Below are 17,011 nucleotides of genomic sequence, written 5' to 3'. Positions count from 1 at the left end.
CGTAGTATGAGCATAATAAATTTTTCGTAATATTTAAAGAAAGGGTGTATGTGGTGCAAATGACAAAAAGATTAATTAACAAATCATTTTTATTACTTGCCATAATCGTTATGTTATCATCTGTTTTCTCTTTTCAGAGTGTGAAGGCAGTTTCAAATTCGAAAACAACTGAAGTTATCATTCATTACAAAGAGAAATCTGGAAATACAAAAGACTGGAATCTTTGGGTATGGGGAGAAAATGCAAACGGTAAATCTTATGAATTTACTGGTGAAGATGAATTTGGAAAATACGCTAAGATAAAAATAGATGGTGACTATAATCGTGTAGGATTTATAGTTCGTACCAATGAATGGGAAAAAGATGGAGGTGATCACTGGGTTGAAAATATAAGGGATGGTCGTGCTGAAGTATGGATCCTTTCGGGTGATGAAAAAATATATAACTCTAAGCCTTCTTCGGATCTCTCAATTCAAAAAGCTACTATTGATAGTTTTAATGAAATTACTGTAACGACTAATGTTCCGTTTAATAGTAAGGAACAGAAAATTGAAATTGAAGGCGTTAAAATTAAGGGAATTAGTCCTTATGATAAAAATAGTGGAGATATTACTAATAAGGTTAAAATAATTACGGAACAGAAAATTGATTTAAAACAAACATACCAAGTTAAAATAGCAAACTTAGCTGATGCGAATACTGAAATCGGTAAAGTCATTCGTAGCGAGGAATTTGATAATTTATTTTATTATGGTGGTAATGATTTAGGGAATATATATACTCCGCAACATACAAAGTTCCGTTTATGGGCTCCTACTGCGAGTGAAGCGAAGTTAGTTACATATAAAAAATGGAGCGATAAAATAGGTACTGAAATAAACATGCAACAAGGTGAAAAGGGAACTTGGAAAGCAGAACTTAAAGGGAACCAAAAAGGTCTCTTTTATACGTATAAGGTGAAAATTGGGGATAAGTGGACTGAAGTGGTTGATCCGTATGTGCGTGCTGCTTCTGTAAATGGAGATAAAGGTGCAGTTGTTGATTTAGAAGAAACAAATCCGAAAAAATGGAAAGCAAACAAAAAGCCAAAATTTAAAAATCCGGAAGATGCTATTATTTATGAATTACATGTACGCGATCTTTCCATTCAACCTGAAAGTGGTATTAAGCAAAAAGGAAAATATTTAGGTGTAACAGAAAAAGGAACAAAAGGGCCTGAAGGTGTAAAAACAGGACTTGATCATATGAAAGATCTTGGTGTTACTCACGTTCAGTTTTTACCGATATTTGATTATGCTTCAGTAAATGAAGAGAATTTAAATGAACCACAATATAACTGGGGATATGATCCGAAAAATTTCAACGTCCCAGAGGGCTCCTATTCTACAAATCCTTTTGAGCCAACTGTTCGAATAACTGAATTAAAGCAAATGATTCAAACATTGCATGATAATAATCTTCGTGTTGTGATGGACGTAGTATATAACCATATGTATAATGCTGCTGAATCAAATTTTCATAAGTTAGTTCCAGGTTACTATTATCGTTACAATGAAGACGGAACATTAGCAAATGGAACTGGAGTAGGGAATGATACCGCTTCAGAACGAAAGATGATGAGAAAATTTATGGTAGATTCCGTCACATACTGGGCAAAAGAATACAATTTAGATGGGTTCCGTTTTGATTTAATGGGTATTCATGATTATGAAACGATGAATGAGATACGTAAAGCTGTTAATCAAATTGATCCTTCTATTATTCTGCATGGAGAAGGCTGGGATTTAAATACACCTCTTGCAGCTGAATTGAAAGCAAATCAAAAAAATGCGGAGAAAATGAAAGGGATTGCTCATTTTAACGATAATATTCGTGATGGATTGAAAGGTAGTGTATTTGAGGAGAAAGAAAATGGTTTTGTAAATGGAAAGCAAAACATGGAAGACCGTATTAAAAAAGGCATTACAGCTGGTATTGACTATGATACAAATTCGTCTACTTATCAAGATCCGGAGCAGGTGCTAACTTATGTGGAAGCACATGACAATCATACTTTATGGGATAAACTTGAGTTGACTAATTCAGGTGACAGTGAAGAAATGCGAAAACAAATGCATAAATTATCTTCTTCTATTTTATTAACATCACAAGGTATTCCATTCTTACATGCAGGACAAGAGTTTATGCGCACAAAATATGGTGATCATAATAGTTACAAATCTCCTGATTCTATTAACCAGATGGATTGGTTACGCCGTGCAGCATTTAATAATGAAGGAGAGTATATGAAGGGCTTAATAGATTTACGCAAAAAATACCCAGCTTTTCGTATGACTTCTGCAGAGCAAATTAAAAAGTATGTAGCTTTTATCGATGTTCCCAAAAATGTTGTAGCTTATACAATAGATGGAAAGGGAAGTGGGAATAAAAGCGAATACTTTATGGTGGCTCACAATGCAAATAGGGAAGCCGTTGACATAACACTTCCATCGAAAGGTCCATGGAAAGTGCTAGTAAACGAGAATCAGGCGGGAAGTAAAACACTTTACGTTGTCCATGACAATAAAATTAAAGTTCCTGCATTAAGTTCACTAGTTTTAAAAACAGAGAAACCGATTAAATAAAAGCAAATAATGTGAAAGTATATACTGAATTGAGCAAATTGAATAGGGATTGCAAATGAAAAAAGCGAAGTGAAGGTTGTTTTCACTTCGCTTTTAAAGTTAAAGTAATATAATTTCACATACTGTAATTATATTACAATTTAATAACGAAAATAGACAAGAGATTATTGCTATTGTTACAGTAGGAGGAGAAGATATCTTTGTATTTATTTATAAAATTATCTGAAGCACATTCTTAATTTATATAATTTTTATTATATATTCGAACATCTAACGGGCTAGATGTTCGAGTTGTATTAATTCCTACAAATCGTTTAAAAAATAGCAAAGATGCAAAAGTATATGGAATTAAAATAGAGAAAAGACACCTTAAATGGTGTCTTTTCTCTATTTTAAATACGATATGTTAGTAACTCACTTGTATGTAATAGTATGTGCATTTTTACACTAACTTCTAAAGGAAAATTTCAAATTCTTTTCTTAATCTATTTGTAATAAATCTCATTAGAAAATTTTATCGCTATAACAAATAAAACTTTCTCAATATTATTTTGTTTAATAACTATTTCCATCTGCTTTCCAATCCATTACAATAATTTCACATTGGAAATACATGAAAATTCTTAATGTTCTAAATGGTTTATACCTTATAGGATTACTATGGGAAAGGATGTGAAATGTCTAATAAAAAATCATTTTTTATGATGAAATAAAAAAATTTAATGAAGAAAAAGTTATTTTATTATTCTCAAGCTTCGTTGAAGTACATGTATTTATAATCACTATGAGACAAGGGGCAGAATCTAAAGATTATTTTTGTAGATTAGAAAATTGTATTTTGAAAATAAGTAAAACATTTATGGAGGGTTATATGAGCGAGCAAATTTATTACTGGTCTCCTATTAAGCATTGGGAGAAGTTGCATAATGAAATTTTGATAGGAGAAACAAGATTTGCAGGCGTTCTGTCTGAATGGTTTCCTGAGTTTTATTTTTTGACTCAAAAAGGTGTGAAAATTAGTGAACTAGTAGAGCACTTTTCGTTAGGAAATGTAGAAGAGACACAAAAAACAATAGAGCTTATGATAAAAAATCGTGTGTTAGTAAGTAACATATTACCCCCAAGAGAAGTATTTTCCACACAAGAAAAGATTTTTCCGAATCCATATAGCAACCAGATTCGCTTTTCTAAAGAAGATTTAGATAAGTATATGAGTGAACAATTGAATCGAACACACCATGCTGTGCGGTCAACCGAAATTCAACTTGAAACAACAAATGAGTTACCCACTATAATCAAGGAACGTAGGTCTTGTCGCCAATTTGATATGAAAAAACATATTAGTTTTTTAGAATTTTCCCAATTCATATCAACTCTAAAACAGGTTAGGAAAGAAAATATATACTATCATTACGCAAGTGCAGGCGGACTCTACCCTATTGATATCTTTATTTATATAAAACCAAAACGTATAGAAGGTATGAAAGCTGGGTTTTATTATTATAACCCATCAAAAAACTGTCTTGTTATTGTAAATAATATTGATCAAGTAATCAAAAGTGATCATGAGTCAATTAACCAAGATTTATTTACTCAGTCTGCCTTTTCAGTTTATTTGGTTTATAATGCGAACGCTTCCATCCCGAAATACGGTTCAGATGGATATTTATTTGCTTGTATTGAGTCTGGTATTATCACTGCTACCTTAAATATGGTGGCTGAGACATTGAATTTAGGCGTTTGTTCAGTTGGTCATATGAAATTTGAAGAGATTCAGCAATTTTTATGTTTGGATAACCATCAAGTATTTCTCCATGGGCTTGAAGTTGGCTTGGAAATTAACGAATAGATGAAATGAATATTAGGGGGATAAAGATAAAAATGCACATTAAAGATCGAAGTTCGATTCATGAAAATAAAGGGGTAGAGGCTTTTTGGAAGGAGCAGTTATCTTCCGAGGTTCTCGATTTTTCTGTATTTAATAGCGGTTACCAACTAAATAAAGAAAATCCTTGCGAGCACGTTCAAGTCATAATGAATGTAGAGTTTAGTAAAAGTATACAAAAAGTAATTAAGTCTCAAGATTTATTATTATTTAGCTGGTTACAGGCCGCGTTAAGGATTTGTTTGGCACACTATACAGATCAAGAAAAGATTACTATTGGTATTCCTGTAATTGAAAAGAATATTGAACAAAGCGAGAATCTTAATAAGTTGATTCCTTTAGGAAGTGAAATCCATCCGCATCACAGCTTTAAACAAGTAGTAAATCAGATTGAACAAACGACTTTATTCGGGTATGACAATCAGAGTTATCCACTCTCTGAATTATTAGCGAAACACCATTTAACTCCTTTTCAAATTGTTATTGGGATGGAAGGATTACATAATAAAAATTCGATAGAAGAATATGCAGAGAATAATTTAGCCATCTGGATACAAAGAAAATGGAATGAAATACATAATGAATTTGAAGTTCAAATTTCTTTCAAGTCTCATTCATTCTCTTCTTTGCAACAGTTTGCAAATTCATATCTTTATGTTTTAAAGCAAGTGTCAACAAATTCGAATTTGGCTGTGAAAGATATTTGTATCATTTCAGAAGAAGAGAAAGAGTTGCTAGAAGAATTGAATCAAGGTCAGGCGGACATAGAATTGTCTCAATCATTTCAAAATTTGTTTGAGGAACAAGTGTTAAAAACCCCAGATCAAATTGCTGTTGTTTGTAATGATCAATCTTTGACATATAGAGAATTGAATAAGAAAGCAAATCAATTGGCCTCTATTCTTCAAAGTAAAGGTGTTTCCAAAGAAAGTATTATTGGGGTTATGGTAGATCGGTCATTGGAAATGATCATTGGCATGGTGGGGATTTTAAAAGCAGGAGCAGCGTATTTACCAATCGATCCTAACTATCCAAATGAACGAATTGAATATATGTTACAAGATAGTCAAGCGAAATGTTTACTGAGCAAGCGAACAGAAGTAGAATTGCCGCAATTTGCGGGTGAAGTGCTGTATCTTGATGAGGAATATCTCTTCCAAGGTGATGAGGAAAGTAATTTAGTTCGAGAAAGTTATCCTAATGATTTAGCTTATGTTATTTACACATCGGGATCGACAGGGAATCCAAAAGGGGTAATGGTAGAACAGAAATCTCTTGTCCATTTTTTAAGTGTAATGAGAGAAAAAGTAAAAGATAATCAGTCATTCTTGTTTCTTGCTAGTGTATCTTTTGATATCTCCTTGTTAGAAATATGTCTGCCTTTAACACAAGGTTCGAAAGTAGTTATTGCTACAGAGGATCAGTTCGCAACAAAAGAATTAGCTTATTTGGTCAAAGAACATAAGGTGGATTTATGGGAATCAACGCCATCGCGAATGGAAGTGATTTTGAGTGATCCAGAAGGGGCAAATTTTCTAAAAGATTTAAAATCTATTTTGTTAGCGGGAGAAGCATTTTCCATTGATTTGGTTGAAAAAATTCGATGCATCAGTGAAGCGACAATTTTAAATATTTATGGTCCTACAGAAACAACCATTTGTGCAACAGTAAAGGATTTGAGCTCTGCCAAAGAAGTTACGATTGGAAGTCCCAACCCGAATTATCATTCCTATATATTGAATAAGTATGGTCAATTAAAACCATTTGGAATTCCGGGTGAACTCTGCATTGGTGGCGTGGCGGTAGCACGAGGGTATCTTGGGAAATCTAAACTGACAGATGAAAAGTTTGTACCGAGTCCCTTTACGGCAGGAGAAATGATGTATCATACGGGTGATCTCGTTCGTTGGTTGCCTAATGGAGAACTTGAATATCTAGGTCGAATGGATCATCAAGTAAAAATTCGGGGATATCGGATTGAATTAAGAGAGATCGAAAGCCAGTTAAGGGAATATCCAGAAATAAACCAAGCTATCGTTGTTGATCAAGTATATGGAAATAGGAAATTATTAGCTGCGTACTATGTATCGGATAATAAGGTCTCTTTTGATGAAATCAGAAAATATTTAAGTGATAAATTACCTGAGTTTATGATTCCTGAAAAAATGATTCAGGTGGAAGAGATTCCGTTGAATCCAAATGGGAAAGTAGATAGGAAAAGGTTATTAGATATAACACAAACAGATTATGTATCAATTCCATACGTTGCCCCGCACAATGAAATTGAACAAAAATTGGTGCATGCATGGGAAAAAGTTATGGAGCTTGAGGGAATCGGTATTCATGATAATTTTTTTGCTTTAAAAGGAGAATCGATTAAAGCACTTCAGGTAATTAATTTATTAAGAAAAGACTGCTTAAAAATAAGTACAACAGATTTTTTTAAGCATCCCACGATTGCTCAACTTAGTACTTGTGTAAAGTTAGAGCATAAAACGGAAAACTTTGAAAATAGACCAACCCATGTTAAAGATTTGTCTAAGCCATTTCCCTTAACAGAGGTTCAGACAGCGTACATGTTAGGACGGAATTCACAGTTTGAATTAAGTGGTATTTCACCTCAAACTTATTTTGAATATGAAACAGAATTGAATATCAATCGTCTTTCAAAAAGTTTTCAAAAGGTAATTCAACGTCATCCGATGTTACGAGCTGTAATTTTACCAGAGGGAGAACAGCAAATATTACAAAGCGTTCCTGATTACGAGATTGAAATAGTAAGTCTCATAGATTTAGATGATAGGAATCAAAATGCTCGCTTACAAGAAGAACGTTCTCGAATGACTAATCATGTATTTCCTTTAGGGCAATGGCCTTTGTTTGAATTAAAAGCCTTTCTTTTAAAAGAAGACACGTATTTATTATGTTTTCGATACGATGCTTTATTAATGGACGGAGCAAGCATGAACATCGTTGGACAGGATTTGTTTCATTATTATTATAAACCAGAGCAAAGGTTAGAACCTCTATCTTTTGATTTTCAAGATTACATGTTTATCTATGATGAACTGGAACAAAGTACAGAATATAAAACAGCAAAAGATTATTGGACAAGTAAGCTTCCTGACTTTCCGTTTGCGCCTTCTTTGCTGTTAAAAAAGGATCCAGCAGAGATTGCTACTCCTAAGTTTCAATCACTTAATAAGATCCTGGACAATGAAATATGGACAAAGCTACGAAAGTTAGCACAAGAGAAAGAAGTAACTCCTTCGGCTCTGCTTTGTACAATATATGGTGATGTATTGGCATATTGGAGTAATCAACGTCGATTGGCAATTAATTTGACTGTATTTAACCGTTATCCTGTTCATGAAGAAGTAGAGCAAATTGTGGGAGATTTCACTTCACTCATCTTGTTGGATGTTGATGTGAATCCAGATCAATCTTTCTTTACTAGAGTAAAAGAAACGCAATCTACTTTATTAGATGGTCTCGAACATCGCCATTACGATGGAGTTAATTTCATTCGAGATTTTACTCGATATCATCAAATGACGCCAAAAGCAGTTATGCCAATTGTTTTCACCTCGATGCTAGCAGGTGCGGGGGCTTTTGCTTGGGAACAACTTGGTTCACTTCGCCATATTCATGCTCGGACTCCACAAGTGTATTTGGATAATGTGGTAATTGAAAAAAATGGAGAGTTATTAATTAGCTGGAACTATGTTGAAGAATTGTTTGATGTTGATGTGATAGAAGCGATGTTTCACCAATTTGTTGACTTATTGGAACAATTAGTGAAACAAAGTGACGTAACATCTTTGCAGATGAAAGAGTTAGACCACGCTTTAATTGAGCAATACAATGAGACAACAGAAAAAATACCGTCGACTACTTTATATCAATTATTTACAGACCAAGTAAAACGTACACCGGATGAAGTAGCAGTAGTTTTTGAACAAGACTACTTAACATACTCGGAGCTTCATAAGCGCTCCAATCAAGTTGCGCACTTTTTAAAAGAACAAGGAATTGGTCTAGGTGACAAGGTTGGTCTTTTAGCACAAAGACGAGTTGACACAATTGCTAATATGATAGGTATTTTAAAAGCAGGTGCCGCTTATGTTCCGATTGATCCCGACCATCCTTCAGATCGCCAAACATATATTTTAGAAAATAGCTCATGCAAACTTTTATTAGAACCTAGTCTTTATGCAGAAAACCACTTGTCATTATACACAACAGAAGATATGCCTGCTATTGCTGGTCCGGAAGATCTTGCCTATATTATCTACACTTCAGGAAGTACAGGGAAACCGAAAGGAGTAATTATTACTCACCAAGCGGTTGCAAATACCATTCAAGATATTAATCAAAAATATCAGGTAAATGAAGATGATCGTATTATTGGTATTTCTTCTATGTGTTTTGACTTATCTGTATACGATATTTTCGGAACGTTAAGCACAGGTGCAATGTTGGTAATGATTCGTGACCCAAGAGACATGCAAGAATTAATCCGTACTGTCGAACGTAGAGGAATTACAATTTGGAATACAGTACCTGCAATTATGGATTTGGTATTAGATCAAGTAGGTTCTCATTTTGAACATTCTTCCTTGCGTTTAGTTTTACATAGTGGAGATTGGATTCCACTTTCTTTACCAGAAAAAATAAAACGACATTTTCCGATTGCGGAAGTAGTTTCACTCGGAGGAGCAACAGAAGCATCGATTTGGTCAATTTATTATCCGGTCAAACAGGTGGAATCGCATTGGAAGAGTATTCCATACGGGATACCTTTGGCAAACCAAACGTATTATGTGTTGAACTATGAAAAGAAAATGTGCCCTGTTGGTGTAATTGGAGATTTATATATCGGGGGAGTGGGCCTTGCTAAAGGATATTTAAATGATGAACAGAAAACAAATGAAGCATTTGTATCACATCCTGATTTTGGTCTTATTTACAAGACAGGAGACTGTGGAAAAATGCATCCTGAGGGATATATTGAATTTTTAGGCCGCCAAGATTATCAAGTCAAAATTCAAGGATATCGAGTAGAGTTAGAAGAAATCGCCCATTGTCTTCTCACTTACAAACAAGTCGAACATGCAGTAGTGATTGATCAGACAGATGAGTATGGTATAAAATTTTTAGTCGCATATGTGGTAACTGAGAAAAATATTAGCACAACAGAACTTCGAAAGCATTTGCGAGATCACTTGCCAGATTACATGATTCCTTCTTATTTTGTTTATTTGGAACAATTGCCCTTGACTCCAAACGGGAAATTAGATAGAAAAGCGCTCCCTACTCCGGAGAAACAAACAAATGAAGTATTTATTGCTCCAAAAACGGAAATGGAAAAAATATTAACTAGTGTTTGGCAAGAAGTACTCAAAGTAAATCGGATTGGAGTAAATGATCATTTCTTTGCCTTAGGTGGAGATTCGATAAAAGCGATTCAAGTTTCCGTCAGACTGTATAGACAAGGATTTGAGCTGGAGCCAAAAAATTTATTTTCATTTCCTATATTAGGAGACATGGTTCAATTTGTTAAAAAGCTTGATCATCTTCCAAATTCGCAAACAAGTGATGTAAACAAAATGAACGATAATAAAGTTACATTACTAAATGTTAAAGATAAACAACTTAATCAACATACACTTATCAAAATACAAGAAAAAATGCCAAAAATAAAAATAGAACGTATTTACCCATTGGCACCTTTCCAGGAAGTTATTTATGAACATGCTGCGACTGAACCTGATACAAATGCATATTTCGAACAAACAATTTGGGCACTTGAGGGGGAGCTGGATATTAATCTCTTTATTCAGTGTTTCCAACAATTAGTTGATCGTCATGATTCTTTAAGAACGATAATTGTGCAAGATGAACAAGCACAACCTTGGCAAGCTGTTCTACATGATGTTCAAATGATTTCAGAGATAAAAAACTTGATTGAGATGACGAAACAAGAACAGCAAGAATTCCTAGACCAGTGGATGAATGAAAATTTAAGTCAAGGATTCAAAAATGATGAACTCATGACCCGTCTCTGTATATTCCAACTAGAAAATAACGAGCATAAGGTGGTTTGGAGTTCCCATCATCTATTATGTGATGGTTGGAGCGTCAGCATTTTGATAGACGAATTATTCCAGCTCTATGAAACAATAAATGCGGGAACTACGGCAGAGTTACCTATGGTGAAACCTTTTGAGACATTCATAGATTGGACTGTAGCACGAGATCATGAGAAAGCACGTCATTTTTGGCGGGATTATTTATCAGGATACAATCGGAAAATTAGTATTCCTAAAAAGAAAGTACCAACTCAAAGTGAAGGGTTAAATTTTACATTTATGGATTTAACATTAGATAAGGATTTGACTAATCAGTTACAGACATTTGTAACTAAAAACAATATAACTATGAATTCGGCATTACTAGCTGTATGGGGAATATTGCTTGGCAAATACAACGGAAGGAGAGAAGTAGTATTACCTAATCTAGTATCAGTTAGACCCCCCGAAGTAGAAGGGATTGAAAATATGTTCGGTCTGTTCACAAATGTTTTGCCTATCCGACTAGCATGGACAGAAACGCAATCTTTTGTGGACTTCCTGCAAAAAGTACAACTAGAAACATTGAAATGTAATGAGTATGCATACTATTCATTTGTTGATATACAAAAACAAAGTGAATTAAAAACTGAGTTGACTGACCATCTTTGGGTTTTTGAAAACTATCCGACTAACTCAGCTATCTTTTCTTCAAATGAAAACAGAAATTTTGCCATCACAGATTACGAAGTTGTTGATGAGCCTCATGTAAAGTATGGAATTATGTGCTTCCCTGAAGAGAAACTTACAATAAAGTTTGGATATGATCAAACCGTATATGAAGCGGAGAAAATACAGGAAATATTGAATCACATCCATCAGTTAATCAACATGATTCTTCAAAATCCAATACAGGCAATCGGTGATTACAAATTATAAAAAATGAAAAGGCGAGCAAGAACTCGCCTTTTTAAATAGAGTAGGAGTAAACCAAATGACAAAAAACTTGCAGTTATCAGCCGAAGAGATGCGTCAGTTAGGATATCAAGCGGTGGACTTGATTGTTGATCATATGAATCATTTGAAAAGTAAACCAGTTTCGGAAACGATTGATAGTAATATTTTTAGAGACAAGCTAATTGAAACGATTCCAGAAAACGGATCTAATCCAAAAGAGTTACTTCATTTTCTTAATAACAATGTGTTTAATCAAATTACTCATGTGGATCATCCTCATTTTATGGCTTTTGTGCCAGGTCCTAATAATTATGTTGGTGTAATAGCAGATTTTTTAGCAAGTGGGTTTAATGTATTTCCTACGGCTTGGATAGTAGGTGCAGGTGCTGAACAAATTGAATTAACGACAATCAACTGGTTAAAATCAATGCTAGGATTCCCTGATTCAGCTGAAGGGCTATTTGTCAGTGGCGGTTCCATGGCTAATTTGACTGCACTTACTGTAGCGAGACAGGTCAAGCTGAATAATGACATAGAAAATGCGGTTGTGTATTTTTCTAACCAAACTCATTTTTCTGTAGATCGAGCACTTAAAGTATTAGGTTTTAAACATCATCAAATTTGCCGAATTGAAACAGATGAAGATTTAAGAATTTCAGTTAGTACTTTAAGAAAGCAAATAAAAGAAGATCGATTAAAAGGGAAAAAACCATTTTGTGTTATTGCTAATGCAGGGACAACGAATTGCGGAGCGGTGGACTCCCTCGATGAATTGGCTGATCTATGTGGTGATGAAGATGTATGGCTACACGCGGATGGTGCTTATGGGGCTGCAGCAATTCTCAGTGAAAAAGGAAGGGAGGTGTTAAGAGGAATTCATCGTGCTGATTCTTTGACGTTAGACCCGCATAAATGGCTTTTTCAGCCTTATGATGTTGGTTGTGTACTCATTCGCAATAGCCAATATTTAAGTAAAACGTTCCGTATGATCCCAGAGTATATTAAGGATACGGAAACTAATATAGAAGAAAAAGTGAATTTTGGGGAGCGTGGAATTGAACTTTCTCGTAGATTTAGGGCATTAAAGGTATGGCTTTCTTTTAAAGCATTTGGAGTCACAGCTTTTCGTGAGGCAATAGATCATGGCATTATGTTGGCTGAACAAGTTGAAGAGTTTTTAAGGAAAGAAAAAGATTGGGAAGTAGTAACACCTGCCCAATTAGGAATTGTTACTTTTCGTTATATTCCTTGTAAGCGAACGTCTAGAGAAACAATTCATGAAATAAACAAAAAACTGGTGGAAGAAATTAATCAAAGAGGATTTGCTATGCTAAGTACGACTAAATTAAAAGAAAAAGTAGTAATTCGACTTTGCTCTATCAACCCGAGGACAACATTAGAAGAAATACTTCAAATCATGATGAGCATTAAGGCGTTGGCAGAGGAAATAAACACATCGCCTAAACATCTTATATCTGTTTCTCAACCTTGATATATTAGGTGAATTTTACATATTAATAGCCGATTCTAAATGAGAATCGGCTATTATACTATTTACGAGTGTTTTTCTTGTAAAGGGATTAAGCCTCAACCTTAGAGACTCTTTTGAAACCAGTCTTTACTGCTTGTACCATTTCGTTTACAGCGTAAATAGATACATCGGCATTTGGATTTAACCCTTCAAACCAGTGATAGGCATTTGGATATAAATGAAACTCGACATCAACACCAGCTTGCGCTAGTTTGCTTACATAGGTTAATGTTTCACTGCGGAATGGATCTAATTGACCAACAAATGTGTAAGTATATGGTAAATCACTATAATCCTCTGCTCGAGAAGGCGCTGCATAGACAGGGATTTGATCTGTTCCATACATTTCTCCTAAATACATTTTCCAACCAGCTTCATTTGCCTTTTGATTCCAAACAAATCCTTCTTTAATTTCATTCGCTGAAGGTGTATTATTTCGGTCATCAATCATTGGATAGAGTGGCATCTGTAAACAAATTGAAGGATATTTTCGATCTCGGGCTAATAATGATAATGCTGCTGTTAGTCCACCTCCAGCGCTTACTCCTGCAACCCCAATTCGATTCGAATCAATGTTTAATGACTTCGCATTATCAGCAATCCATTTTAAAGCTGAATAACAATCCTCAATTGGTGCTGGGTAAGGGTGTTCAGGTGCTAATCGGTAGTCTACAGACACGACCACACAGCCAGCTTCTTTTGCAAACCTCATACAAGTATCATCGTTATCATCTATAGACCCTAAGATATAACCACCACCATGTATCCATAATAAGACAGGTAAAGGTTCATTATTTGATTTTGGACGATAAATTCTTAATGGTAACGGATTATCATCAGGTCCAACAATGACTTCATCTGTTAACGAAAGGGATTCATCAACAACGGTAGGTGGTCTCATTTGAGCTATTCCTTCTCTGATTGATTGCAAGTTTTCCGGGTGTAAATCGAGATTTGGAAACATCTCTAACCCTTGTAATAACTCTGGATTTACTCTTGTTTTCATTTTAGCACCTCTATTTGTAATTGTTTTTGAATAAATGAAGTGTATTCTAAGTAGTTTAATTGTGAAAAAATATCACAATTGAATTGTAAATTAGATATGCGATAACAGTCAACAGAATATTCGGAAATTAAAGCCTTTCTCAAGAAGGAGTTTCACGCAACCAATAATACAAGTAGTGGATTTAGGAGCAAAGTGTTTTCATGTCGTTGTATGTATGTACACTTAGTCTTCTAATTAAACCAAGTGATACCTATTCGAATTCATACTCGGAAAGAATTAATACATTTTCATTCCTTAATATATAATTCAGGGAAATACTCATGGGCAGGCATTAATATAGGAGAACAGTACAAATTAAAATAACTGTTTAAAAAAATTCCTTTTATTTGGCTAGAAAAGGAGTAGATTCTTTTTTCTTATCTAGACTCATGAAGAAGTATGAAAATCAGAATTTATAATTCAAAAGCCAGCTTAAAGTAATTGCAATAATTACTTTGGATAGTAATCTTAAAAAAATATAAAAAAGAGAAGAACTCACCAAGGTTCTTCTCTTTTTTATATGTAATTAGGGTTTCCATAACTGTAGATATGGATGGTGTAAATTAATGGATGAATAATTTACTCTTAAAATTATAACAGAACAATTAAAGATTTTTATATGTAATATTGCATATAAAGGGTAAACAACAATAATTTCTTTTTATAAAAATAAGCCCCTGGTGAAAATGATGAGTAACCCTTTTCTATATGAAATGAACTTGGTATAAAATGAAAGATTACAAGTATAAGATTCTATACTTAGTAATCCCTCACTTTAAGGTATGTCTTTGGGGAAGTGTGAGGAGTTCAATCGATTCTGAATAAAATTGATAGTATCAGTTGCAATTTTTTTACGTTTAAGAACAATCCCGGCATGTCCACATGTATAAATATATCGCGTAGGTCTTTCCCAGGATTCCCACAAATAGTCCGTATCCTCAGAATGCACATAAAGATCATGCTTGCCTGAAATTAATAAAATATTTTCTTTTTTTACTTTTGGTAATGCTTGACTCGGTTCAGTGATTTTCCAATAAGCTATTAAATCATCATACGTAACACCATGATGTTCCAAGTCTTCTCTAATAAATTTACCTGGATTTGTCTTCCAAATTGAATAAGAGAGTCGATTCGCGTAGAAAATGGATGCTAACACATCAATTTCTGGTTCAACAAGAGATGTTAAGTTAGTAATAACTCCACCTAAACTGATTCCTATTAAAATCAAGGGACCATTTTTATTTGCTTTAATCCATTTGATCAAAGTTCGTAAATCAGCTACCGCTTGTTTAGTTGCTTCTACAGTTCGTTCAACATTGGCACTTACCATGCACTCTCCACTGTATAGGGATTGGTTCGGTTTTCTGTCAAAATGATATGGTAAAGTGAAATAATACATATTCCACTTCAAGTTGGTCATATGGTCGTGGAATATTTTTTTTACACGTTCGTTAGAATCCATTCTCCAACCATGAACAAAGATGACATGAGGTGCATCTTCACTTTTATGTAAAAATAATTCCCCAGTGACAGAATCGTTGCGTGAATCACCAGATTGAACCGAGCTTTTATATTTGAATTGTCCAACCATGTATTCCTTTTCTTGTTTTAAATGCTTAATGTTAAAATGAATATGAGATGGTTTTACTTTATAAAAAAATTCTATGTCCTTTATATATAGTGAGGTGTTAGAAAGAGAAGTATACTGAAACTTTACACTTCTTTTTTTGTGCAAATCATACAAGGCGTATCGATCAATGAGTTTTGAAAAAATCAAATTAACCTCCTCCAAAATACATATCGTCTAAAAGATGGACAAAATTTATGCTGTAAATTAATTGTAAAATATTCTCTTTTCCTAATAGTAGATGCTTGAATTATAAAACAGGTGGGGAATTTGTATATTATATTATAAAGCTATCAATAAAATAAAACTATAAATATCTTTTACAAAAACCTAAAAAGCAAGTTAATATTCTCATTCATAAAAGAGAACATTAACTTGCTTATTTTCGTATCAAAAGGTACACCTTTTGAAGTGACGTAATTTATATGAAAGACAAGGTGTCAATTTGTATATTTAATACAGTGATAGTTACCATAATTTTCGAAGCCTATAGTTAATTAACCTTACAATATACGTCTTTTTGGTATATAAATAGCTATATTCATTAGAGAAAGAGTTTTAATCCTTCATGAGAATCTTTAAAACCTAATTTCTTATAAAAGTGTAAAGCTTCTTGTCGTTCTTTATCTGTTGTTAACTGTACTAAATGACATCCCCGTAATTTAGCACGTTGAATAGCCCATTTAATAAGTTTACTTCCTATACCTTTACCACGTTTTGATGAGGCTGTCCGTACACCCTCAATTGTAGCTCTCCACCCCCCTTGACGTACAATGTAAGGCGTAAATGTAATTTGTTGAATACCGACAATCTCCGTCCCATCACACGCTACAATCAACTCGTTATTTGGATCACAATCAATAGCATGAAATGCTCTTATATAACTATCAGGGAGTGGTGTTTCATAGCGCTCTCTTTTATTTCCTAAAACATCATCAGCAAGCATTTTTACAATTACATCTAAATCATCTGCCGTTGCAATCCTAAATGTTATAGTTTCTGTCACTATCAAAAAACCTCCTTAATGTATGCACTTGTTACTTTTATTTTACTTGTTTAAATACAAAAGGTTAAATTATAAAATATTATGAGTCTCTATAACTTTTTCTTATAGATAGCATAAAAGCCTAACTTATAAAATTATAAGTTAGGCTTTTTAACACAATATTATTATTAGAGAATCCGACCAACTTCAATAAAAGTCCATATTCTTTAATGAATTTTCATATTTAACAAGCACACATATAACCATCCAAATAGGGTGGTTTTAT

General features: G+C 33.8%; 7 protein-coding genes and 1 pseudogene. 5 read left to right on the top strand and 3 right to left on the bottom strand.

Features of this window, described 5'->3' with window-relative positions; translation table 11 throughout:
- The first annotated feature begins 53 nt into the window (after nt 1-53).
- The 5 genes and pseudogenes from pulA to CQ058_RS00380 all read left to right on the top strand — a co-directional run bounded on the left by pulA (nt 54) and on the right by CQ058_RS00380 (nt 13,029).
- Nucleotides 54-2,624 (top strand): type I pullulanase, encoded by a 2,571-nt coding sequence (gene pulA / locus CQ058_RS00395; protein WP_105589369.1) that lies wholly within the window; start codon nt 54-56, stop codon nt 2,622-2,624.
- Between the two features lie 266 nt (nt 2,625-2,890).
- Nucleotides 2,891-2,968: pseudogene (locus tag CQ058_RS33025) on the top strand (DM13 domain-containing protein); the annotation flags it as partial.
- Nucleotides 2,969-3,495: 527 nt separating this feature from the next.
- On the top strand, nt 3,496-4,473 hold the full coding sequence (locus CQ058_RS00390; protein WP_002189705.1) for a SagB/ThcOx family dehydrogenase: 978 nt from the start codon (nt 3,496-3,498) through the stop codon (nt 4,471-4,473).
- 32 nt (nt 4,474-4,505) lie between these two features.
- On the top strand, nt 4,506-11,519 hold the full coding sequence (locus CQ058_RS00385; protein WP_142396322.1) for a non-ribosomal peptide synthetase: 7,014 nt from the start codon (nt 4,506-4,508) through the stop codon (nt 11,517-11,519).
- Between the two features lie 55 nt (nt 11,520-11,574).
- Nucleotides 11,575-13,029 (top strand): pyridoxal phosphate-dependent decarboxylase family protein, encoded by a 1,455-nt coding sequence (locus tag CQ058_RS00380; RefSeq protein WP_002189707.1) that lies wholly within the window; start codon nt 11,575-11,577, stop codon nt 13,027-13,029.
- 88 nt (nt 13,030-13,117) lie between these two features.
- Here CQ058_RS00380 and CQ058_RS00375 read toward each other — a convergent pair whose 3' ends face one another.
- The 3 genes from CQ058_RS00375 to CQ058_RS00365 form a co-directional block, all read right to left on the bottom strand.
- On the bottom strand, nt 13,118-14,074 hold the full coding sequence (locus tag CQ058_RS00375; protein WP_002127565.1) for an alpha/beta hydrolase: 957 nt from the start codon (nt 14,072-14,074) through the stop codon (nt 13,118-13,120).
- Between the two features lie 814 nt (nt 14,075-14,888).
- Nucleotides 14,889-15,890: an alpha/beta hydrolase gene (locus CQ058_RS00370; RefSeq protein WP_002189709.1), complete on the bottom strand. Its 1,002-nt coding sequence runs from the start codon at nt 15,888-15,890 to the stop codon at nt 14,889-14,891.
- 394 nt (nt 15,891-16,284) lie between these two features.
- On the bottom strand, nt 16,285-16,746 hold the full coding sequence (locus CQ058_RS00365; RefSeq protein ID WP_002189710.1) for a GNAT family N-acetyltransferase: 462 nt from the start codon (nt 16,744-16,746) through the stop codon (nt 16,285-16,287).
- Nucleotides 16,747-17,011: the final 265 nt, after the last annotated feature.

The sequence above is a fragment of the Bacillus sp. MYb56 genome (assembly GCF_002976445.1).
Taxonomy (GTDB): Bacteria; Bacillota; Bacilli; order Bacillales; family Bacillaceae_G; genus Bacillus_A; species Bacillus_A mycoides.
This window is presented reverse-complemented; position numbering and strand designations above follow the sequence as displayed.

Bases quoted from the DNA above. Each gene is read 5' to 3' on its own strand.
- CQ058_RS00390 (WP_002189705.1), top strand. From the start codon at position 3,496: ATGAGCGAGCAAATTTATTACTGGTCTCCTATTAAGCATTGGGAGAAG.
- CQ058_RS00385 (WP_142396322.1), top strand. From the start codon at position 4,506: ATGCACATTAAAGATCGAAGTTCGATTCATGAAAATAAAGGGGTAGAG.
- CQ058_RS00380 (WP_002189707.1), top strand. From the start codon at position 11,575: ATGACAAAAAACTTGCAGTTATCAGCCGAAGAGATGCGTCAGTTAGGA.
- CQ058_RS00375 (WP_002127565.1), bottom strand. From the start codon at position 14,074: ATGAAAACAAGAGTAAATCCAGAGTTATTACAAGGGTTAGAGATGTTT.